This window comes from Paracoccus sp. SSJ (assembly GCF_030234105.1).
GTDB classification, from domain to species: Bacteria; Pseudomonadota; Alphaproteobacteria; order Rhodobacterales; family Rhodobacteraceae; genus Paracoccus; species Paracoccus denitrificans.
In genome coordinates this window covers 14,886-36,858 of the sequence record NZ_JASSPE010000005.1, presented here as the reverse complement: position 1 = coordinate 36,858, position 21,973 = coordinate 14,886, and the positions used below count along the sequence as shown (strand labels likewise).

General features: G+C 68.4%; 21 protein-coding genes. 5 read left to right on the top strand and 16 right to left on the bottom strand.

All coding sequences use genetic code 11. From position 1 onward, the window contains the following. Positions 1-64: 64 nt before the first annotated feature. A complete protein-coding gene (locus tag QPR87_RS06780; RefSeq protein WP_011748950.1) occupies positions 65-1,324 on the top strand; it encodes a UbiH/UbiF/VisC/COQ6 family ubiquinone biosynthesis hydroxylase in 1,260 nt (419 codons plus the stop codon). 89 nt (positions 1,325-1,413) lie between these two features. Continuing rightward, complete coding sequence (locus tag QPR87_RS06775) at positions 1,414-2,010, top strand: LolA family protein (protein ID WP_285048838.1); 597 nt, start codon at positions 1,414-1,416, stop codon at positions 2,008-2,010. Positions 2,011-2,024: 14 nt separating this feature from the next. Here QPR87_RS06775 and QPR87_RS06770 read toward each other — a convergent pair whose 3' ends face one another. The 5 genes from QPR87_RS06770 to QPR87_RS06750 form a co-directional block, all read right to left on the bottom strand. After that, positions 2,025-2,603 carry a transglycosylase SLT domain-containing protein gene (locus tag QPR87_RS06770; protein ID WP_011748948.1) on the bottom strand — a complete coding sequence of 193 codons (579 nt, stop codon included), beginning with the start codon at positions 2,601-2,603 and terminating at the stop codon, positions 2,025-2,027. Between the two features lie 74 nt (positions 2,604-2,677). After that, positions 2,678-3,733 (bottom strand): molybdenum ABC transporter ATP-binding protein, encoded by a 1,056-nt coding sequence (modC, locus tag QPR87_RS06765; RefSeq protein WP_285048837.1) that lies wholly within the window; start codon positions 3,731-3,733, stop codon positions 2,678-2,680. Beyond that, positions 3,733-4,437 (bottom strand): molybdate ABC transporter permease subunit, encoded by a 705-nt coding sequence (gene modB, locus QPR87_RS06760; RefSeq protein WP_011748946.1) that lies wholly within the window; start codon positions 4,435-4,437, stop codon positions 3,733-3,735. The genes modC and modB overlap by 1 nt, the downstream gene beginning before the upstream one ends. Then, positions 4,434-5,174: a molybdate ABC transporter substrate-binding protein gene (gene modA, locus QPR87_RS06755; protein WP_285048836.1), complete on the bottom strand. Its 741-nt coding sequence runs from the start codon at positions 5,172-5,174 to the stop codon at positions 4,434-4,436. Before modA ends, modB begins: the two co-directional genes overlap by 4 nt. Positions 5,175-5,240: 66 nt before the next feature. Next, complete coding sequence (locus QPR87_RS06750) at positions 5,241-5,597, bottom strand: winged helix-turn-helix domain-containing protein (RefSeq protein ID WP_104493856.1); 357 nt, start codon at positions 5,595-5,597, stop codon at positions 5,241-5,243. Positions 5,598-5,701: 104 nt separating this feature from the next. Here QPR87_RS06750 and QPR87_RS06745 point away from each other — a divergent pair, with 104 nt between their 5' ends. Beyond that, a complete protein-coding gene (locus QPR87_RS06745) occupies positions 5,702-6,883 on the top strand; it encodes an acetyl-CoA C-acyltransferase family protein (RefSeq protein WP_285048835.1) in 1,182 nt (393 codons plus the stop codon). A gap of 404 nt (positions 6,884-7,287) precedes the next feature. Here the strand turns inward: QPR87_RS06745 and QPR87_RS06740 are convergent, their stop codons facing one another. The 6 genes from QPR87_RS06740 to QPR87_RS06715 form a co-directional block, all read right to left on the bottom strand. Then, positions 7,288-7,902 carry a queuosine precursor transporter gene (locus QPR87_RS06740; protein WP_011748942.1) on the bottom strand — a complete coding sequence of 205 codons (615 nt, stop codon included), beginning with the start codon at positions 7,900-7,902 and terminating at the stop codon, positions 7,288-7,290. A gap of 98 nt (positions 7,903-8,000) precedes the next feature. Further along, on the bottom strand, positions 8,001-9,134 hold the full coding sequence (locus tag QPR87_RS06735; RefSeq protein ID WP_285048834.1) for a serine hydrolase domain-containing protein: 1,134 nt from the start codon (positions 9,132-9,134) through the stop codon (positions 8,001-8,003). Further along, positions 9,131-10,099 (bottom strand): esterase-like activity of phytase family protein, encoded by a 969-nt coding sequence (locus tag QPR87_RS06730; protein ID WP_011748940.1) that lies wholly within the window; start codon positions 10,097-10,099, stop codon positions 9,131-9,133. Before QPR87_RS06730 ends, QPR87_RS06735 begins: the two co-directional genes overlap by 4 nt. Further along, entirely contained in the window at positions 10,072-10,944 is an 873-nt protein-coding gene (mepA, locus tag QPR87_RS06725) for a penicillin-insensitive murein endopeptidase (protein WP_285048833.1), read from the bottom strand. The genes QPR87_RS06730 and mepA overlap by 28 nt, the downstream gene beginning before the upstream one ends. Next, positions 10,941-12,299, bottom strand: coding sequence for an MFS transporter (locus tag QPR87_RS06720; protein WP_285048832.1), 1,359 nt, complete (start codon positions 12,297-12,299; stop codon positions 10,941-10,943). Before QPR87_RS06720 ends, mepA begins: the two co-directional genes overlap by 4 nt. Before the next feature lie 66 nt (positions 12,300-12,365). Further along, complete coding sequence (locus tag QPR87_RS06715) at positions 12,366-12,938, bottom strand: acyl-CoA thioesterase (RefSeq protein WP_285048831.1); 573 nt, start codon at positions 12,936-12,938, stop codon at positions 12,366-12,368. A 142-nt stretch (positions 12,939-13,080) separates the two neighbouring features. On the opposite strand from QPR87_RS06715, the gene QPR87_RS06710 reads away from it, so the two are divergent. Both QPR87_RS06710 and recQ read left to right on the top strand, forming a co-directional pair. Continuing rightward, positions 13,081-13,374: a YggT family protein gene (locus tag QPR87_RS06710; protein WP_024842699.1), complete on the top strand. Its 294-nt coding sequence runs from the start codon at positions 13,081-13,083 to the stop codon at positions 13,372-13,374. Positions 13,375-13,376: 2 nt separating this feature from the next. Continuing rightward, complete coding sequence (gene recQ, locus QPR87_RS06705) at positions 13,377-15,410, top strand: DNA helicase RecQ (protein ID WP_285048830.1); 2,034 nt, start codon at positions 13,377-13,379, stop codon at positions 15,408-15,410. A gap of 107 nt (positions 15,411-15,517) precedes the next feature. Here the strand turns inward: recQ and QPR87_RS06700 are convergent, their stop codons facing one another. From QPR87_RS06700 to QPR87_RS06680, 5 genes are all read right to left on the bottom strand, one after another. Then, positions 15,518-18,613: an efflux RND transporter permease subunit gene (locus QPR87_RS06700; RefSeq protein ID WP_285048829.1), complete on the bottom strand. Its 3,096-nt coding sequence runs from the start codon at positions 18,611-18,613 to the stop codon at positions 15,518-15,520. Continuing rightward, complete coding sequence (locus QPR87_RS06695; protein WP_104493864.1) at positions 18,610-19,710, bottom strand: efflux RND transporter periplasmic adaptor subunit; 1,101 nt, start codon at positions 19,708-19,710, stop codon at positions 18,610-18,612. Before QPR87_RS06695 ends, QPR87_RS06700 begins: the two co-directional genes overlap by 4 nt. Continuing rightward, positions 19,707-20,771 carry an efflux RND transporter periplasmic adaptor subunit gene (locus QPR87_RS06690; protein ID WP_285048828.1) on the bottom strand — a complete coding sequence of 355 codons (1,065 nt, stop codon included), beginning with the start codon at positions 20,769-20,771 and terminating at the stop codon, positions 19,707-19,709. Before QPR87_RS06690 ends, QPR87_RS06695 begins: the two co-directional genes overlap by 4 nt. Before the next feature lie 222 nt (positions 20,772-20,993). Beyond that, on the bottom strand, positions 20,994-21,719 hold the full coding sequence (gene fliP, locus QPR87_RS06685; protein WP_011748932.1) for a flagellar type III secretion system pore protein FliP: 726 nt from the start codon (positions 21,717-21,719) through the stop codon (positions 20,994-20,996). Further along, positions 21,716-21,973, bottom strand: a complete 258-nt coding sequence (locus tag QPR87_RS06680) for a FliM/FliN family flagellar motor switch protein (RefSeq protein ID WP_011748931.1) — start codon at positions 21,971-21,973, stop codon at positions 21,716-21,718. Before QPR87_RS06680 ends, fliP begins: the two co-directional genes overlap by 4 nt.

Here is a 21,973-nt window from a genome sequence, read left to right as displayed (position 1 = left end):
AAATAAGATACAGGCTATCCCGGCGCGGGCAGGCCCGCAATGCGCTTGGTGGCGGCTGTGCCGCATGGACATTGCCCGGCCGAAGGTCATATTGCGCAGCATGAGGACCGATTTCGACATCCTGATCGCGGGCGGCGGGCTGAACGGCCCGGCCCTTGCCCTGGCGCTGGCCGATGCCGGCCTGTCGGTGGCCGTCGCCGATGCCCGCCCGGCCGACGCCCGTGCCGGCGACGCCTTCGACGGCCGCGCCTATGCGCTGGCGCTGGCCTCGCAGCGGCTGCTGTCGGCGCTGGGGCTGTGGCGCGACCTGGCCCCGAACGCGCAGGAGATCCGCAAGGTCGAGGCGACGCAAGGCGTGCCGGGCGAAGGCGCCGGCCCCTTCGGCCTGCATTTCGACGGCGCCGAGATTGAAGAGGGCCGTCTGGGCTATATGCTCGAGGATCGGTTCCTTTACCGCGCGCTTCTGGCCGCGATGCAGGGGCGGGTCACGCATCTGCCGGGCCTGTCCGTCACCGGGCAGGAGGCCGAGGGCGCGGCGATCCGCGCCAGCCTGTCGGACGGGCGCAGCATCACCGCCCGGCTGCTGGTCGGTGCCGACGGACGGCAATCGGGCGTGGCGGCGCGGGCCGGCATCCGGCGCATCGGCCACGACTACGGCCAGATCGCGCTGGTCGCGGCGGTCGATCACGAATTGCCGCATCACGGCACTGCGCATCAGTATTTCATGCCGACCGGCCCGCTGGCGATCCTGCCGCTGCCGGGCAACCGCAGTTCGATCGTCTGGTCCGAGGCCGAGGCCAGCGCCCGTGCCATCATCGAGCTGCCCGACGCGGATTTCCTGGCCGTCCTGCGCCCGCGCTTCGGCGATTTCCTGGGCGAGATCCGGCTGGCCGGCCCCCGATTCTCGTATCCGCTGAACCTGACGCTGGCCGAGCGTTACGTCGCCCCGCGCGTCGCGCTGGTCGGCGATGCGGCGCATGGCGTGCATCCCATCGCCGGGCAGGGGCTGAACCTGGGCCTGCGTGACGTGGCGGTGCTGGCCGAAGTGATCGTCGCCGCCCGCCGCCGGGGCGAGGATATCGGCGCCGATACGGTGCTGGCCCGCTATCAGGACTGGCGGCGGCCGGACGCGACGGCGCTGGCGCTGGGCATGGACGGGGTGAACGCGCTGTTTTCCAATGCCAACCCGTTGCTGCGCACCGCGCGCGAACTGGGCATGGGGCTGGTCGATGCCATCCCGCCGCTGCGGCGCGGCTTCATGCGGCAGGCGGCGGGGCTGAGCCTTGATCCGATGCCGCGCCTGCTGACCGGGCAGCGGCTTTAGGGAACGCTCACGCCGCCGTCAGCGTTGGCCCCGCGCGCATCCAGCGAACGTGATGTGCATGTCTTTGGAGGATCGGTATCATTCCGCTCATGAAACTGAAAACGCTCGCCCTTGCGCCCGTCCTGTGCCTGGCCATGGCCTTTCCCGCCCTGGCCGAAAAGATTCCGTTGAACGAGATCTCGCGCTATCTCAACAGCCTGAAAACCGCCAAGGCGGATTTCACCCAGGTGAATGCCGACGGCTCGATCTCGACCGGGATTGTCTATATCCAGCGCCCGCAGCGGGTGCGCTTCGAATACAAGGGCGACCGCACGCTGGTCATGGCCTCGGCCGGGAACGTCGCGGTGTTCGACGGCAAGACGCGCGGCGCGCCGCAGCAATATCCGTTGTCCAAGACGCCGCTGTCGCTGATCCTGGCGCCGAATATCGACCTGAGCCGCGCGCGCATGGTCACCGGCTATACCGAGAAGAAGAACACCACCGTCGTCACGGCGCAGGACCCCCAGCACCCGGAATACGGCAATATCCAGATGGTCTTTACCGCCAACCCGACGCAGTTGCGGCAATGGGTGGTGACCGACGACACCGGCAAGCGCACCACGGTGATCCTGGGCGACATGCAGACCGGAATGTCCTTCCCGGCCTCGACCTTCGCCATCCAGAACGAGATCGCCCGCCGGAAATAGGCGGGCGAGCGCGATCAGCGGCAGGAGGCGAGCTGGCTGCGATAGGCCTCGGAGCGGGTCTGGACCTTGCCGGCCACGTTCATCAGCCAGGGCTTCGAATTGTGCGAGCCCCTGGCAAAGCCCGAGCGGCCTTCGTGATAGGCCAGGTATTGCGAGGCGGCGTCCCATTTGGAAATACCCAGTACCCGCGCCGAATCGTTCATGTACCAGCCCATGAAGTCGGTGGCGTCGCGGATGTTGTCGCGCCGGGCGCGGCGATTGCCGGTCTGCTTGCGGTAATCGTCCCAGGTGCTGTCCAGCGCCTGGCTGTAGCCATAGGCCGAGCTTTGCCGCCCGATCGGAATCAGCCCCAGCGCATATTGATGCGGCGTGCGGGCATTGCCGATGAATTTCGATTCCTGGTGGATCGTCGCCATCTGGACATGGACCGGAACGCCCCAGCGCCGCTCGGTCGCCTTCATCGCGCGCATATAGGCGGGCCGCTCGGCCGCGATGGCGCAGGCGTTGTCCAGATTGCGCGGCGCCTTGTAGTTCCCGCCTCCTCCGCAAGAGGCCACCAGCCCGACGATGGCGAGCTTGAGAAACCTGTTCATACTGCCCTCATATTTTTTGCAGGCAGGATAAGCGAAATTGCCGGGGCCGCGCAAATGACAAAGGCTCGACCCGGCTAGCTGGGCAGGACCGAGACCGACTTCACGATGGCATGGCAGGCGGTTCCCGGCTGCAATTCCAGTGCCTTGACCGAGCGCGGCGTGACCTGCGCAAGCATCCGCTCATGCTGCGCGCCATGACCCAGCGCCAGTTGCACCAGCCCGCCCTCGATGCGCGTCACCGCAACCGGCAGCGCGTTCAGCGCCGAAAGGCCGCGCGGCGCCTCGCGTGCCAGAATGACCTCATGCGCCAGGATTCGCAGCCGCAGCACCCGGCCGGGGGCCAGATCCAGCTCGGGCAGCAGCATCGGGCCGCCCGCGGTCGCAACCCGGGTCAGGCCGTCGGCCTCGCGCGCCTCGACCGTGGCGCGGATCAGCGCGCCGGCCTCGCGCGCGCCCAGTTGCGGGGCAAGCTCGGGATCGGCCAGGATGTCCGCCAGCGCGCCGGAATGGGTGACGCGGCCCTGCCGCATCAGCACCACCGTGGTCGCCAGCCGCAGCACCTCGGGCACCGAATGGCTGACATAGAGGATCGGCAGCCGGATCTGGTCCCGCAGCCGCTCCAGCCAGGGCATGATCTCGGCCTTGCGCGCCTCGTCCAGCGCCGCCAGCGGCTCGTCCATGACCAGTAGCGCCGGGTCCGACAGCAGCGCCCGGCCGATGGCGACGCGCTGGCGCTCGCCCCCCGACAGCGTGCCGGGGCGGCGATGCAGCAGCGGCCCCAGCGCCAGCATCTCGGTGATGCGGTCGAAATCGCGCGCCGCGCCGCGTCGCCAGCGCGAGGGATAGCGCAGGTTCGCCGCCACCGTCATATGCGGGAACAACCGTGCGTCCTGGAACACGCAACCGATGCGCCGCGCCTGCGGTGAAAGGTTCGTCGCACCGTCGAAAAGCACCCGCCCGTCCAGCGCGATCCGGCCCTGGTCGGGGCGCAGCAGCCCGGCGATGGCGTTGATCGCCGTGCTCTTGCCGCAGCCCGAGGGGCCGAACAGCGCCGTCACCCCGCCCGGCGCCTGGAATGTGACCTCCAGCGAAAGTCCGGGAAAGCGGTGGCGAAAGGCGACCTCCAGCATCAGCGCCGCGCCTCGATGCGCTCTGCCATGCGCCGGGCCAGCCATTCCGAGACCAGCACCGCCCCCATGGCGATCACCACCGAGACCAGCACCAGCCGCAGCGCCGCCGCATCGCCCGAGGGCACCTGCAACAGCGCATAGATGGCCGAGGGCAGGGTCTGGGTCTGGCCGGGAATGTTCGAGACGAAGGTAATGGTGGCGCCGAACTCGCCCATCGCCTTGGCAAAGCCCAGCGTGGCGCCCGCCAGGATCGCGGGCATGATCAGCGGCAGGGTGACGGTCAGGAAGATCCAGGCCCTGGGCGCGCCAAGGGTGGCGGCGGCCTGTTCAAGCTTGGGGTCCACGGCCTCGAAGCCCAGCCTAATGGCGCGGACCATCAGCGGAAAGCTCATGATCCCGCAGGCCAGCGCCGCGCCGGTCCAGCGAAAGGCAAAGACGATGCCCAGCGGTTTCAGCAGGCTGCCCACGGGGCCCTGCGTGCCGAAGGTGACCAGCAGCAGGTAGCCGGTCACCACCGGCGGCAGGATCAGCGGCAGGTGCACGATGCCGCTGACCAGCCCATGCCCCGGAAAGCGCCGCCGCGCCAGCAGCCATGCCACCGCGACGGCCAGCGGCAGGCTGGCCAGCGTGGCGACGGCGGCCACCCGCAGGGAAAGGCGCACGGCCTGCCATTCCTGAGGGCCAAGCCAGTCGGTCGGGATCATTGCGTGACGGTAAAGCCTTGCGATTCAAAGACCGACTTTGCCGGGTCTTGCGACAGGCTGTCAAGGAAGGCGGCGGCCTGCGCCGTGTCGGCGACCTTGGTCACGGCGGCGGGATAGGTGATCTCTTCATGGCTGTCGGCCGGGAAGGTCGCGACCACGCCAACGCCCGGCTCGGCCACGGCATCGCTGCCATAGACGATGCCCAGCGGCGCCTCGCCGATCGCGACCTGCTTCAGCGCGGCGCGGACGTTGTCGGCCTGGGCGATCTGGCTTTCCACCTGGTCCCAAAGGCCCAGCGAGGTCAGCGCCTCTTTCCCGTATTGCCCGGCGGGCACGGAATCGACCAGCGCCATGGCCAGCTTACCCTCGCCCAGCAGCGCAGGCAGTTCGGTCACGGGCGCTTCGGCCGGCGTGCCGGTGCCGACCAGCACCAGCGTATTGCCCAGAAGATCGCGGCGGCTCTCCGGGTCGATGTCGCCGGACTCCTGCACCGCATCCATCCACGCGGTCGAGGCCGAGATGAACAGGTCGGCTGGCGCGCCCTCCTGGATCTGCTTGGCAAGCTGCGAACTGCCCGCATAGGAGATCACTACCATATCGTCATGGTTCTTCTGCCAATCGGCGGCGATCTCGTCCAGCGCGTCCTTGAGGCTGGCAGCGGCGAAGATGGTGATCTCGTCTGCCTGCGCGGCGGGGGCAAATGCGATCAAGGCGGCGGCAAGAAAAGACAGGCGCATCGGATTGGTCCATTCATTGTGTTCAAACGGACATAACCAAGCGGCGGCGCGGCTGGCAACCGTTATTTACGACGAAGCAGAACGCTGGCCGCCGCGAAGCCGCGCCAGCAGGCCCGCGCCTTGGTCGCGCAGCAATGCCTCAAGCGCGCGATAATCGGACAGCGCCTGCCGGCCCCGTTCGGTCAGCTGGGCGCCGCCGCCCTTGGCGCCGCCGCGGCTGCTGTCCACGAGGGGCGTGGCAAAATGCAGGTTCATCTCTTCGACCAGCGACCAGGCGCGGCGATAGCTCATCCCCATCCGCCGCCCGGCGGCCGAGATCGAGCCTTCTTCGTCAATGGCTTGCAGGAGGTCGGCCTTGCCGCGACCAAAGGTAAGGCCGGATTCGAAATGCAGGCGCAGGCTGATGCGTGGATCGTTCGTCATGGCCGTATCTTGCCCGGTTTCCGTTACGTTGCAAGAGGTCGGGTCTTTTCCGTTCGCCGTGGCGCGACTACGAGTAATAAAATTCCAGCATGACCGGAGGAATCATGTCCGAGAACGAAATCGTCATCCTGTCGGGGGCGCGCACGGCCATCGGCACCTTCGGCGGCAGCCTCGCGGGGGTGCCTCCGATCCAGCTTGCCGCGACGGTCACCCGTGCGGCGATCGAGCGCGCGGGGATCGGCCCCGAGCGCATCGGCACCGTGGTCTTCGGCCACGTGCTGAACACCGAGCCGCGCGACATGTATCTGTCGCGCGTGGCGATGCTGGACGCCGGCGTGCCCGATACCACGCCGGCGATGAACGTGAACAGGCTCTGCGGTTCGGGGGCGCAGGCCATCGTCTCGGCCACGCAGGCGCTGATACTGGGGGATGCCGACTTTGCCGTGGCGGGCGGTGCGGAATCGATGAGCCGCGCGCCCTACGCCGTGCCGGCGGCCCGGTTCGGTGCCAAGATGGGCGACGTGCAGATGCTCGACATGATGGTTGGTGCGCTGACCTGCCCGATGGGCACCGGCCATATGGGCGTGACGGCCGAGAATGTTGCGCGCGAACATGACATCTCACGCCAGGCGCAGGACGAGTTCGCGCTGGAAAGCCAGAAGCGCGCTGCGGCCGCCATCGCCGAGGGCCGCTTCAAGGAGCAGATCGTTCCCATCGAGATCAAGACCCGCAAGGGCATGGTGGCCTTCGATACCGACGAGCACCCGAAAGCGACCGATCTGGAGAAGCTGGCGGGACTGAAGGCGGTTTTCCAGAAGGATGGCACGGTCACCGCCGGCAATGCCTCGGGCATCAACGACGGCGCGGCGGCTCTGGTGCTGGCGCGCGCGGACGCGGCCAGGGCGGCGGGCGCCAAGCCGCTGTTCCGGGTGCTCGGCTATGCCGTGGCGGGCGTGCGTCCCGAGGTCATGGGCATCGGCCCGGTCCCGGCGGTCGAGGCGCTGCTCAAGCGCACCGGCCTGAAGGTCGGCGAGTTCGACGTGATCGAGTCGAACGAGGCTTTCGCCGCGCAGGCCTTGGCGGTGAACAAGGGGCTCGGCCTCGATCCGGCGAAGGTGAACCCGAACGGCGGCGCCATCGCCTTGGGCCATCCGGTCGGCGCGACCGGCGCCCTCGTCACGGTCAAGGCGATGTATGAATTGATGCGGACCGGCGGCAGCAAGGGGCTGATCACCATGTGCATCGGCGGCGGCCAAGGCATCGCGCTGGCTATCGAGCGCATCTGATCCCGCTTCGACCCGGCTTCTTATCGGGGCCGGGTTTTCTGCCTGCCATGCAGCATGAGTATTTGGGGAACGAAGAAGCGCCGGTTTGGCTTCTTCGTTCCAAAAATACTCAAGGGGCCTTTCAAGCTTTACCGAGCTTGCCGGTCGCGAACCGATCTGCAAGGACAGGCGGCTGAAATGGAACGGGCCGCTCTGCTGGAGAACGGCCCGCGAGATCCACGGAGATGGTCCGGTTAGGGTTGGTGTCCACCGTCCCAGCCAGGGTTTACGACCCTTGGGGCTGCCCTCAGGCCACGGCCCCCCTGACTGTCCCGACACCTCTCTCCAATATCACTCTCGACACTGGACCACCTCCTTTCAATAAGTTGCCGTATGGGTTCAGCCTGCCACAGAACCTCCGACAGTCAATTAGTTTGCGCGCGACGCTGGATCAAATTTCCGACGACGATGCGGAAGGGCACGAGCGCCAGGACCGCCTGCGCAAGCTTCACCCCGCAATCGGCGACCGCCAGCGATACCCACAGCGGCTGCACGGGGCCGTGGCCGAGCAGCGGAACCAGTTCATTTGCCCAGGAAACATCATCCGCGGGGAAGATCGGCGTCAGCTGCGAGGCGAAGGCGATGGTGAAGAAAACGGTGGTGTCGAGGATCGAACCGGCGACGCTTGCCGCCAGGGGTGGTAGCCACCAGTTGTATTTTCGCAACTGGTTGAAGACCGAGATGTCCATCAACTGCGCCGAAAGGAAGGCCGCGCCCGAGGCGACGGCGATGCGCAGCGTGGTCTTGTCCATGCCGGCGGCGACGAGCGAGCACAGCACGCCGGTCACGAAACCGGCATAGACCACCTTGCGTGCGGCGGTCGGGCCATAGACCCGGTTCATGATGTCGGTCACCAGGAAGGCGACCGGATAGGTCAGCGCCCCCCAGGTCAGCCAGGAGCCCAGCAGGTGCTGGACCAGGATGTTCGAGGCCACCACGACTGCGGCCATGGCGATGACGCCGGGAAGAATACGGGGCATGTCTGGTTTTCCGTTTTGGCAAGGTCGCGGAGACTCGGCCCCGTCCGGGGCAAGGCCGCATAAGGCCGGCCGGGGTTTCTGTCAACCGTCACGCGCGGTCATAGCGCGGCTGCGGCTGCGATTTCCACCGCAAAGGCGCCGTTCATGCCTTCGACCGCGGTATTGGTCAGCGCGACCAGGCTGCGGCGGCGGGCGGGATCGACGATCCAGCTGTGGCCGTAGATGCCGCCCCAGCTGAGGCAGCCTTGCGGCAGGCCGATACCGGCCGCTTCGGCATCGGTGATGACCGCGCCCGCCCAGGCATGGCCCCAGCCGGGCCCGCGCAGCGGGTGACGCTGGCGGATGCGGTTGCGTTGCGCCTCGGCACGCAGGCTTTCGCCCAGGAAAGAGCCGTCGCGCAGGGTTTCCAGCAGCGCCAGCGCGGCCTCGGCCGTGCCCGCCATGCCACCGCCGCCCGAGGGATAGGCCAAGGGGTCGCGGATGCGCTCGGGCAGGTAGGCATAGCTCTGCTCGGGCTGCAGCGGGTTCCTGACCCGGGTCGGGCCGCGCATCCGCTGCGGCTGGGGGCGGGCATCGGCGTAGTTCGCGGCCAGGTCGGCGGAGTCCGGGGCGTGGAAACCGGCCTCGATGCCCAGGGGGTCGGTCACCAACTCGGCCATGGCCTGGGGCAGCGGCATGTCGGCCGCCGACTGGATCACTGCGCCCAGCACGTCGGTCGCTATCGAATAGCGCCAGCGCGTGCCGGGCGGCCGGTCCAGCGGCACCGAGGCGATGCGGCGCAGGTTCTCGGCCAGCGAGATGCCGCTGTCGCCGATCCCGTCCGAGACCCCGGCGCGGGCATAGGGGCCGTCCTCGGGCTGGTTGAAGCCGTAGTCCAGCCCCGCCAGATGCGACATCAGCTGATCGACGGTGATCACGGGGCGGCTGCCGTCGGGCAGCGCGGGGGTGAAATCCGGCAGCCAGCGCGTCACCGGATCCTCGGGCGCGAGCCGGCCCGCCTGCATCAGCCGCAGCGCCGCGACCGTGGTGAAGGGCTTCGAGACCGAGGCATAGCGCAGCCAGGTGTTCTGGGCCATCGGCCGGCCTGCCTCGCGGTCGGCAAGGCCCTCGGCGCGGGCATGGACCAGCCGGCCATCCTCGGCCAGCAGCACCACGCAGCCGACGATCCGCCGCTCGGACAGTGCATTGTCGACGGCACGGTCCAGCGCGGCGATGCTGACAGAGAGGCTCATTCCGTCACCCGATACTCGACCAGTTCGGTGCGTTGCAGCCATCCGAAATTGTCGTCCGAAATCATGGTGATGCGGATGCCCTGCCCGTCATGCCAGACCGAGATCCCCTCAAGGTTGTCATATTGCAGCGGGCGCGATTCCAGCAGCACCCGTTCGTTCGAGACGCCGCTTTCCGACAGGTCGAAGCGCCGGACGCGCGCACGAAAGCCCAGCAGCCCCTTGAAATCGCGTTCCAGCAGGTAGAAGCGGCCGTCCGGGCCGATATCGGCGCCGACCGCCAGCCAGTCGCCCGAGCGCGGGATCGAGAAGGGCTGGTCCCATTTGCCGTCCCGCCAGCGCCAGACCGGAAAGGGCCGGGTCAGGGCGCCCGACCGTTCGGGCAGGGTCAAAAGCGTGCCGTCGGGCAGGATCGCCAGCGCCTCCAGCGAGGAATTGCGCTGCATCGCCTTGAATTCGGGCGGCCGGGGCAGGGGCTTGGCCGGGCTGTCGGGCGTGTCGTAGCGGGCGACGCGGGTCAGCCCCTCGAAGCTGATCCAGATCGTGCCGTCGGGGGCGATGGCCAGCCCCTCGCTGTCGCCCTGCCAGCCGGGCTTCAGCGGCTTGCCGGCGCTGTCGCGCAACTGGGCGCGGCCGGCCAGTTCCAGCCCGCGGATACGGCCCTGCGCGTCGCGTTCGACGCTGCCCCAGCGGATCGTGGCGCGATCGGAAAGCGCGGTGAAACGGTCGCCGTCGGCGCTGATCTCGATGCCCGAGAAGCCGCCGAAAGACTCGTCCTCCATCCGCCAGACATAGGTCGCGACGTAATCCACCCTGGGCGCCGGTTGCGGCGCCGGATCGGCCGCACAGGCCGAGGAGGCAGAGAGAAGCAACAGCGACAGCGCAAGGCCCGGCAGGCGGCGGGGCCGCCCTGCCGCGCCGCCGGCCCTGCCGCCGCGCCTTAGCGGGCGGTGGCGACGACCTGGCATTGACGGGGCATCTCGCTCAGCCGGAAGCTGCGGGGGTGGCGATAGTTCGGATCGGGCGGCACCGGCTTGACCCGGCTGGGATCGATGCGGTTCTTGATCCACTCTGCCGCCTCGGCGCAGCCGTCCCCGGGCGGGGGCGCGTCCTGCTGCTGGCAGATCGAGCCCGCCGGACAGGCCATTCGGACGTGGAAGTGATAGTCGTGGCCGTTCAGCGGGCGCACCTTGCGCAGCCAGGTGCGGTCTCCGGTCTCCATCTGGCACATCGCCACCTTGGCGACCGGATCGACGAAGATGCGCTCGACCCGCGGGTCGCGGGCGGCGGCGCGCATGATCGCCATGTGTCCGCCGCTCCACAGGCCCGAGGGCGCAGTGCCGGCCTTGTTCACCACCGATTGCGACGAGATCTTCTCGCGTTGCGCCGCGCTCAGTTGCAGGCTTTGGGGCGGCAGCATCCAGATGTCGGCATCGAGGCCGGACTGGTGGCTGGCATGCCCCGAGGTCATAGGGCCGCCGCGCGGCTGGCCCATGTCGCCGATGTAAAGCCCCTGCCAGCCGACCTGACGGGCGGCCTGCGACAGGCCGATCAGGAAGCCGACCAGTTCGGGATGGCCCCAGTTGCGGTTCCTCGACAGGCGCATGGCCTGCCAGGTCGGGCCGGATTCGGGCAGCTGCACGGCGCCCGAGACGCAGCCCTTGGAATAGAACCCGATCGAGACGGGGGCGCCCCCCGTCGGGCCGGGAACGGCGCCGAAGACGCTGCGGGCCAGCGGGTCGGCCCCGGCGGGCTGGACCAGGCCAAGCCCGGTCAGCGCCAGCACGGCGGCGGTCAGGAATTTGCGGATCACTGCTCGGCCTCTCCTTTTGCTTTGACCCAAATTAGCAGAACCAACGCCAGAAGGAACATCACGATGAGCGGAGAGATGCCGAGCCGTTGGTTGCCGGTCACATCCGTCACCGTGGCGATCAGGAGCGGCGCGAGGAAAGCCGTCGCCTTGCCCGAAAGCGCGTAGAGGCCGAATGCCTCGGTCGCGCGCTCGGCCGTGGCGTGGCGCACCATCATCGTGCGGCTGGCCGATTGCAGGGCGCCGCCGGCACCGCCGATCAGCGCGCCGCACAGGAAGAACAGCGCATCGGGCAGGCGCGAGCCCTCGGCCAGCGGCAGGCCCAGGACCTGCTGGCGGCTCATGCCGATGACGAGGATGCAGACGCCGATCAGCACCAGCGTGCAGGCGACGATCACCGGCTTCGGCCCCCAGCGCCGGTCGGCGCGGCCGCCGATCCAGCTGATGACGGCGGCCGAGACGGCGCTGACCACGCCGAAGACCCCGGCCAGGAAGACCGGCCAGCCCAGCACCGTGCCGGCATAGACGCCGCCAAAGGCGTAAAGCGCGTTCAGCGCATCGCGCGAGAACATGGACGAGGCCAGCCAGGCCGCCAGCGAATGCCGGTATCGCAGGCTGGCGAGCAGGCGGCCCAGTTCCGCCATGGCCGCGCCCAGATGCAGCGGCCGGCGCGGCCCCCGCGTTTCCGGCACCCAAAGCGCGAAGGGGATCATGAAGGCCAGATACCACAGCGCCGTGAACGGCCCCACGGCCCGCGTGCCCTCGCGCAGCGCCGGATCGAGGCCCAGCACCGGAGGGATGCCCAGCATGGTGCGGCCGGTCTGGGCGTTCTCGGCCAGAAGCAGCAGCACCGCGGCCAGCGCGATGACGCCGCCGAGATAGCCGAAGGCGAAGCCCGAGCCCGAGATGCGGCCGATTTCCCGATGCGGCGCCAGCCCTGGCAACAGGGCATTGGTGAAGATGGTGGCGAACTCCATGCCGATCAGCCCGATGCCGAAGGACAGGATCGCCAGATGCAGGTTCGGCTGGTCGGGCATCAGGAACCACAGTCCCCATGACCCCGCCATGTAGAAGGCGGAAAAGACCCAGACCCAGACCAGCCGGCGGCCGGTATTGTCGGCGATGGCGCCCAGCACCGGGGCGAGCACCGCGATGATGACCCCGCAGATGCCCAGCCCGTAGCCCCACAGCGATTGCGCCGCCGCGCCCGCCGCCTCGGGCGTCATGCCCTGCGCGGTATAGTGCTGGCGGGCGATCTCGGCGTAATAGACCGGGAAGATGAAGGTCATCAGCAGCGTCGCAAAGGGCTGGCTGGCCCAGTCGAAGAACCACCAGCCCCAGATGCGTTTGCGTTCCATGCCGCGCCCCTCTTGCCCCCGGGCCGTGCCCGTTCCGCAGCCCGGGCGCATAAGGCCCCAGCGGGTTCAGGCTGGCAAGTCCGGATTGCGCTCGGCAGGCAGGATGGGCGGCAGCACCGGCGGCCAGGGCCGCTGGGCATCCGCCGCGATCCAGGATTGCACCCAGCCCGGTAGTCCCGGGCTGACCGGGTCGCGCCCCGCCGCCTGCATCAGCCGCGCCGGCGCCACGATGCCCTGGTCCGAGGTGATGGCGCCGCGCAGCAGCATGTGGTTGCAGCACTCGCCCGCCCGCCACATGCTTTGCTCCATGTAAAGGAAGCGTTCGTCCCAACCGAGGGTGCGCGAAACCATGGTGAAGCGGTTGAAGGCCTTGATCCGGCGGCGATAGCGCACCGTGTTGCCCGCCACCGTGATGCCCCAGCGGTTCTGCCGCATCGTGTCGATGATCCCGGTCCTGACCGCCATCGGCAGCCGCCCGAGGTCGTAGAGCGTGAGCGTGCGGCCGTTGTTCAGCTCGATCCAGGGGTCCAGGTCCCAGGGCCAGCAGCGATGGGTCGAGACATGCGCCTCCAGCACGCCGATGCGGGGGCTGCGGCGGAACTTCAGCATCTCCTTGGCAAAGCGGAGCATGGGATACATCGGCGGCTTCTCCTGCCTTGGGCACCGAAGCGGGCTAGCCCTGGCCGGCACGGGCGTCAATCGGAACGCTGCGGCCAAGCTGTGCCTTGCGCAACGCGGATGCCTGCCTTACCTGTCCACGGAACAGCCGGAAGGGAATGGAATGGGCACGCTCTACGAAGCCTTGATGCTGATACTCGACGTCGTCTGGTTCGTGATGATCGCCCATATCATCATGTCATGGCTGATCAACTTCCAGGTGCTGAACCTGCGCCAGCCGCTGATCTGGCAGGTCTGGAACGGGCTCAACCGCCTGCTGGAGCCGATCTACGGCCCCGTCCGCTCGATCCTGCCGAACACGGGCGGGCTGGACCTGGCGCCGCTGGTCGTCTTTATCGGCATCATCATCCTGCAACGCGCGCTCGCCAACAACGCGGCTTGGTTCTACGGCTTCTAGGCATGTCGGCCGCGCCCCTTTTGCGGCAGGTCTTCGGCTTCGACGCCTTTCGGCCGGGGCAGGAAGAGATCGTCGATGCCGTGGCCGCCGGCCGCGACGTGCTGGCGATCATGCCGACCGGCGGGGGCAAGTCGCTGTGCTACCAGCTGCCGGCGCTGATGCGGGACGGGCTGACGGTGGTCATATCGCCGCTGATCGCCCTGATGCGCGACCAGGTTCGCGCGCTGACCGAGGCGGGCGTCGCCGCCGCCGCCCTGACCAGCGGCAATTCGGACGAGGAAAACAGCGAGGTTCTGCGGGCGCTGAACGCACGGGAATTGCGGCTGCTCTACATGGCGCCCGAGCGGCTGGCCTCGGGTGCGACCATTCCGATGCTGCGCCGCGCGGGCGTCCAGGCCATCGCCGTGGACGAGGCGCATTGCGTCAGCCAATGGGGCCATGACTTCCGTCCCGATTACCTGCGCGTGGGCGAGTTGCGCCGGACGCTTTCCGTGCCGCTGGCCGCCTTTACCGCCACCGCCGATGCCGAGACCCGCGAGGAAATCGTCAAACGCCTGTTCGACGGTGCGCAGCCGCAAAGCTTTCTGCGCGGTTTCGACCGGCCGAACATCCACCTGGCCTTCCAGCCCAAGGACGGGCCGCGCCGGCAGATCCTGGATTTCGCCGCCGCGCGCCGGGGCCAGTCGGGCATCGTCTATTGCGGCACCCGCGCCAAGACCGAGACGCTGGCCGGCGCGCTGAACGAGGCCGGGCTTGCCGCCGTCGCCTATCACGGCGGCATGGAGCCCGACCAGCGCCGCGAGGTCGAGGCGCGGTTCCAGCGCGAGGACGGGCTGATCGTAGTGGCGACCGTGGCCTTCGGCATGGGCATCGACAAGCCCGACATCCGCTGGGTCGCCCATGCCGACCTGCCGAAATCCATCGAGGCCTATTACCAAGAGATCGGCCGCGGCGGCCGCGACGGTGCCCCGGCCGAGACGCTGACGCTTTACGGCCCCGACGACATCCGCCTGCGCCGCGGCCAGATCGACGAGGGGCTGGCCCCGCCCGAGCGCAAGGCTGCCGACCATGCCCGGCTGAACGCCCTGCTGGGCCTGGCCGAGGCGACGGCCTGCCGCCGTGTCGCCCTGCTGCGCTATTTCGGCGAAGAGGCCGCGGCCTGCGGCAATTGCGACATCTGCGACAACCCGCCCGAATGCTTCGATGCGACCGAGGCGGCGCAAAAGGTGCTGTCGGCCGTGCTGCGCACCGGCCAGACCTATGGCGCGGGCCATATCATCGACGTGCTGACCGGCACCATGACCGACCGCATACGCCAGCGCGGCCATGACCGGCTGCCGACCTTTGGCGTCGGGCGCGACATGGCCAAGCCGCAATGGCAGGCGGTCATCCGGCAGATGCTGGGCCGCGACCTGATCCGCCCCGATCCCGAGCGTCACGGCGGCCTGGCCATCACCGCCGCCGCCCATCCGGTGCTGCGCGGCGAAGAGCGTATCACCCTGCGCCGCGATGCCATGACACGCGCACGCCCCGCCGTGGTGGTTCGCACGCAGGTCGATGAAGAGGATGCGCCGCTGCTTTCCGCGCTCAAGGCCAAGCGCCGGGCGCTGGCCGAGGCGGCGCGGGTGCCGGCCTATGTCATCTTTCCCGACCGCACGCTGATCGAGATGGCCCAAAGCCGCCCCCGCACGCTGGACGAGATGGCCCGGGTGAACGGCGTCGGCGCCAAGAAGCTGGAAAGCTATGGCGAGGAGTTCCTGCGCGTCATCGCCGGTGAGGTGGCGCCGATGCATCCCGCGCGCCGTGCGCTGGCCGGCCGGGCCTCGGGCGATCTGTTCGACCGGCTGGCCGAGGCGCAGGCCCGGCTGATGCGGGGCGAGGACGGCACGGAAAAGCCACTATCCGTCAGCAACTCCGCCTTGCGCCGCATTGCCGAGGACCGACCACGCGACCTGGCGCGCTATCTGGACGTGGCGCGGTTGGACCGTTTCGGCGCCGCCTTCGCCGCCGAGATCGCCGCCGACCCCGAGGGCTGAGCGCCCTTGCGGCCCGGTGCAGATCTGGCGGCTGCCGCAGGTGCGCCTCCCAAGCGGCGCGGCAATCGACCGCCCCGCTTTTGTCGGCGGATAGGCCCTTGGCGGCCTTATTCCTGCGCGGCGGCGCAGGCGCGGTCCTCGGCGCTGGGCATCGGGTCGCCCTTGGGTGGGCGGACGCCGAATACCGCGCAGTAAAGCGCCGGGACGAAGATCAGCGTCACCAGCGTGCCGGCGATGATGCCGCCCATCATGGCAAAGGCCATCGGCCCCCAGAACACCTGGCGCGAGATCGGGATCAGCGCCAGGCTGGCCGCCGCCGCCGTCAGCAGGATCGGGCGGGCGCGGCTGTCGGATGCCTCGAAGACCGCGTCCCATTTCGCATGGCCCTTGGCGATCAGCTCCTGGATCTCGTGCACCAGGATGACCGAGTTGCGGATCAGGATGCCGATCAGCGCCAGGATGCCGAGGATGGCGACGAAGCCCATCGGCACCCCAAAGGGCAAGAGTGCCGCGACCACGCCGATCAGCCCCAGCGGTGCGGCGGCAAAGACGATGAAGGACAGCCGGAAGCCCTGCATCTGCACCATCACCAGCGAGGCCATGATCAGCAGCATGATCGGCACCACGGCGGCGATGGGCTCCTGGCTTTCGGCCGAGGTCTCGACCGTGCCGCCGACCACGACCTTGACCCCTGGCGGCAATCCGGCCTGGAAGCGCGCAACCTTGTCGGCCAGCGTCTCGACCAGCGTGGCGGGCTGGTCCTTGCTGGCGATATCGGCCTTGACGGTGACGGTCGGCAACCCGTCGCGCTGCATGATCAGCGGTTGCTCGGTATCGTATTCCAGCTTGGCCAGCGAGGCGAGCGGGATCGGCGTGCCGGTCGGCGTCGCCAGTTGCAGGTTCTGGATCGAGGCCAGCGATTCGCGATCCTCCTGAGAGCCGCGGGCGGTGACGTTGATCAGGAAGATGCCGTCGCGCAACTGGGTGATCGTGCGGCCGCTGAAGGTTCCCGACAGCGCCCCCGAAATATCCTCGTTGGTCAGGCCCAGCCGGCGGGCCTGGTCCTGGTTCACCTGCAACCGCACCACGCGCGCAGGCTCGTTCCAGTCCAGCGCGATGTCGCGCAGCCGCGGCTCGGTCGCCAGCACCGCGGCAAGCTCGCGCGCCGCGTCGCGCGCCTGGTCTAGGTCGGGCGACGAGACGCGATACTGCACCGGCTTGCCGACCGGCGGCCCGATTTCAAGGTTCTTGACATAGATGTCGGTGCCGATCAGTTCGTGCCCGGCGAATTCGATCAGCCGCGCCTTGAGCCTGTCGCGCGCCGCCAGATCGGGGGTCTGGATCACGATCTGGCCCATATAGGGGCCGGGCGTGGGCACATCCATCGAGAGAACGAACCGCGGCGCGCCGCGGCCGACATAGGTGGTCCAGAACAGCGCGTCCCGTTCCTCGGCCAGCATCGCCTCAATCCTGGCCATGTCGGCATCGGTCTTGGCGATCGAGGCATTGGCGCGCTCGGTCACGTCCACGATGATCTCTGTCCGGTCCGAAGTCGGAAAGAACTGCTGCTCGACGAAGCGCATTCCCACCACCGAAATCGCGAACACGGCCAGGGTGACGGCGATGGTCAGCCATTTGTGGTGCATGCCCCACAGGAGCAGGCCGTGGAACCGCCGGCGCAGCCAACTCGGCCGCTCGGATTTATGCACCATGGTCGCGGGCAGCATGGTGACGCCCAGAAGCGGCGCAAACAGCACGGCGACGATCCAGCTGACGATCAGCGAGACGGCGATCACCACGAAAAGCGAAAAGGTGAACTCGCCCGCTGCCGAACTGTTCAGCCCGATGGGGATGAAGCCCGCCACCGTCACCAGCGTGCCGGTCAGCATCGGGAAGGCGATGGAACTCCAGGCATGGCTGGCGGCGCGTTCCAGGCTGTCGCCGACCTCCAGCCGCGAGATCATCGTCTCGATGGCGATCATCGCGTCGTCGACCAGCAGTCCCAGGGCGATGATCAGCGCCCCGAGCGAGATCCGCTGCAACGTGATGCCATAGATGTCCAGGATCACGAAGGTGATCGCCAGAACCAGCGGGATGGTCAGCGTCACCACGAAGCCGGCGCGCAGGCCCAGGCTGACAAAGCTGACCAGCAGCACGATGGCCACCGCTTCGGCGAGGGCCTGGACGAAATGGCCGACGGCCTCGTCCACCACATGCGGCTGGTCGGCGAACTTCGCCATCTCGATCCCGATGGGCAGGCCGCGCGCCACCTCGGCCATCAGCGCATCGACGTGCTGGCCGAATTCCAGGATGTTGCCGCCCTCGCGCATGCCGATCTGAAGGCCGACGGCCTCCTTGCCGTTATAGCGGAACAGCGCGCTTGGCGGGTCTTCGTAGCTGCGGGTGACTGTGGCCACGTCGCCGATGTTGAAGAAACGGTCGCCGACCCGCAGGTTCACCGCCGCGATCGATTCGGCGTCGTCGAACTGCCCGCCCACGCGCACCAGCACCTGTTCCGGCCCGGCCTGCACGATGCCTGAGGGAGAGATCGCGTTTTGCAGCGCCAGTGTCTGCACCACCTGGTTGTGGTTCAGCCCCAGAGCCGCCAGCCGCGCCGAGGAGAATTCCAGGTAGATCTGTTCCTTGCGCACCCCCAGAAGCTGGGTCTTGCCTGCCATCGGCAGCGCCTGGACCTGTTTGCGGATATCCTCGACCCGGTCGCGCAATTCGCGCTGGGTAAAGCCGTCCGAGGTGAAGGCATAGATATTGCCGAACACGTCGCCGAAATCATCGTTGAACTGGAAACCCTGGAATTCCTGCGGAAATTCCGGGCGGATGTCCGACATCATGTTGCGCACGCGCTTCCAGACCTCGGGCACCTGCGGGCCGCGGATCGTCGGGTCAAGCTCCAGGTAGACCACCGACTGGCCCGGCATGGTGACCGAGCGGGTGAATTTCAGCTCGTCCAGTTCCTCGAGCTTGGTCTCGATCCGCGTGGTGACCTGGTTCAGCGTGTCCTCGATGGTGGCGCCGGGCAGCGAGGCGCTGATCACCATGATCTTGATGGTGAAATTCGGATCCTCCTCGCGGCCGAGGCGCAGATAGCTGAGCGTGCCTGCCACTATCGAGATGATCAGCAGGAACCACACCAGGGAACGGTGATGCAGAGCCCAGTCGGACAGGTTGAAGCCGCGGTTGGTCATGGTGTCACGCTTTGTCCCACGGATTGGCCTTCGGTCAGGGAATGGATGCCGCGGATCACCACCTCCTCGCCCGGGGCAAGGCCCGAGGCGACGGCGATGCGCCCGCCGACCGGCGGACCCAGGGTCTCGATCCGGCGCAGGGCGACCGTGCCCTGTTCGCCGTCGCGGCTGACGACCCAGACATGTTCGGCGCCGTCCTGTTCAATGATGGCGGACTGGGGCAGCACCAGCTGCGCGGCGGCAGCGCCGGCGATGCGCGCGCGTACCAGCGCCCCCAGGCGCAGATCGGCATCCTGCCCAAGCGCAAGATGGATGCGCCGCGTCCGGGTCGCGGCATCCGCCACCGGCTCGATCTGCGAGACCGTCGCCGGCAGGATGCGGCCGGGGTCGCTTTCCGACCATACCTCGTAAGGATCGCCCTGCCTGACGCGCGACAGCACGATATCGGGCAGGTCGATCACCGCCTCGATCCCGTCCTGGGTCGAAAGCCGCAGCACCGGTTCGCCCGCGCTGACCACGGCGCCGGCATTGATGAAAACCGCACTGACCACCCCGTCGAAGGGCGCGCGCATCTCGGCGAAGCCTTCGGCGTCGCGGGCGCGGATCAATTCGGACTGGGCCTGCTGCTCGGCGGCCTGCGCGGCGGCCAGCGTGCGTTCGGCCTGTTCCAGCTGCGCGGTCGAGGCGACGTTGCGCTGGACCAGCGATCGCGTGCGCTCGGCCGTGGCCCGGGCGGTGCGCAGTTCCACCTGCGCCGCTTCGACCGCGGCCTGGGCGGTGCGGACATCGCCTTGCAGGTCGTCGGGATTGAGCGTGGCGAGCACCTCGCCCTGGCGGACGACATCGCCGATATCGACATTGCGCGCCGTCACCCGGCCAAGGGTCTGGAAGCCCAGGGCGACCTCGATCCGGGCGGCGATCACGCCGGGGATGGAGTGGCCGGCCGCCTGCGTGTCGCTGACAAGGATGCTCACCACCGGGCGGGGGGCTGCGGCGGCCTCGACCTTCGGCTTTTGCCAGGGCAGGGTGAAGCCGGCCGCGCCGCCGGCAAGCGCGACCAGGATCAGGACCGCCGGGATCAGGGCCTTGCGCATCATTCCTGCCTCGCCGATGGGGACGCGTTCGTGACCTCGCGGCTGGGATAGAGCATCTGCGACCCCGCGCCGACCACCGTCTGCCCGGGCTCGATCCCTCCGCTGAGGATCACCGTGCCGTTGGCGAATCGCTCGATCTGGACCGATGCCAGCGAAACGCGATTGTCGTTGCCCACCAGCCAGACCGCCGGCTTGCCGTCCGCCGAGGTCAGCGCCGTCCAGGGCACGGCGATGCCGCTGCCGGCCGGGAAATGCACCGCCCCCCGCACTGCCGCACCCAGGAGGCTGGCGGCCGGCGGGGCATTGTCGATCTCGGCCCGCACCGTGACCGAGCCCGTGGCGGGATCGACCAAGGGCGCGATCTCCGTCACATGCGCGGTCATGTGAAGATCGGGGAAATCGATCCCCCTGAGAGTGACCGGCGCACCGATCGCATCCCGCAGCAACGGCGTATCCGAGGTCTGGAACACCGCCTCGCGCCCCGTCGCGGAAGCCAGCGAGATCACTGCCTGCGCCGCCCCTACGATCTGTCCCGGCTCGGCCCGGCGTGCGGTGACGATGGCGTCGGCGGGTGCGCGGATCACGGTATCCTCCAGCGCACGTTGGGCCTGGCCCAGGGCAGAGCGCGCCTGTGTCAGCCCGCCGCTGGCGGCCGACAGGGCCTGGCTTGCGGCGTCGAGCGCCGCGCGCGTGCCCACGCCGCGGCTGAGCATCGCATCGGCGCGCTGAAGCGCCTGGCTGGCCTGCGCCTCGGCCGCCTCGGCCGAGGCCACGGCGGCCTGGGCCACACGCAGCGCCTGTTCCTGTTGCAGCGGATCGGTCCGGGCCAGCGCTTGCCCCCGGGTGACGCGGTCGCCCTCGCGCACCAGGACTTCGGTGACGCGTCCCCCCAGCCGGAAGCCGATATCGACGCTGTCCTTGGCATGGACGGCTCCGGTCAGGGCGGCGTCGAAGGTCAGTTCGGTCTGCTCGACCTGTACGAACTCCACACGCAAGGGGGGCTGGGCCAGGGCTGGCTGGGTCGCGAAAAGCAGCGCCAGGACCAGCGGCATCAGGCGCGGCATGACGGCCCGGTCGCCTGACCTATCGTGCGTTTCCGATCGGATGCTCAAGTTCGCTGCTCCTGAAAAGATCCCGAACGACATGACCTCGCGGATGCATCCGCCCCGGCTCATACCCGCCGGTGACACGCGACAAAACAAATGCGGCATCCCGCAAGCCGTCCGACCCGCCGCATGGGGACGCTTTCGGCAGTTCTGGCCCCGAATGCGCGACGGAACGGTCGGCTATTGATAGCTTCGCACCAGCGCGGCCGCAATCATGCCCCAACCGTCAACCACGACAAAGAATGCCAGCTTGAAGGGCAGGGCCACCACGACCGGGGGCACCATCATCATGCCCATCGACATCAGCACGGCCGAAACCACCAGGTCGATGATGAGAAAAGGCAGCGCGACCAGGAAGCCGATTTCGAAGGCGCGCTGAATCTCGCTGATCATGAAGGCGGGGATCAGCACGGAAAGCCGGTCGGGCGCTGCCTCGGGGTCGGGGGCGATCTCGGCAAGCGTGGCCAGCATTTCGGGATCGGTGCGATGCTCCATGAAGCCGCGAAAGGGCACGATGCCGCGCTCGAACGCCTGCTCGACCGTGATCCGGCCGTCGCGCAACGGTGCGCCGGCGACATCCCAGGCTTCGGTCAGCACCGGGTTCATCACGAACCAGGTCAGGAACATGGCCAGGCTGACGATCAGCATGTTCGGCGGCGACTGCTGCAGCCCCAGGGATTGGCGCAGGATTGAAAGCACCGTCACGATGAAGGGAAAGCAGGTCACCATGATGGCGATGCCCGGCGCCAGCGACAGCGCCGTCATCACTGCCAGAAGCGTGATCGCATGCCGGCCGACGCCGCCTGCGACCGCATCGAGGCCCGCCGCGTCGATCAGCGGCAGATCCTGGGCCGACCCGGGCTGGGGCAGCAGCAGCACCGCAAGGACAAGGACGAGCCTGATCACGATGCGCCGGCCGGGCCAAGGATGCGGACGCAAAGCCGGTTGTCGGTTTCGTCGCCCGAGACGAGTTCGCCGCGGGCGATGACCTTGTCGCCGACGCAGATCTCGACGCCGTCCGACATGTCCTGGTCCAGCGTCAGGATGTCGTCGGGCCGCAGGCGCGAAAGCTCGGCAACGGTAAGTTGCGTTCCGCCCAGCCGGATGGTGATTTCCACCTGGATCTGGTCGGTTGCGATCAGGCTTGCAAGATCGTCCAT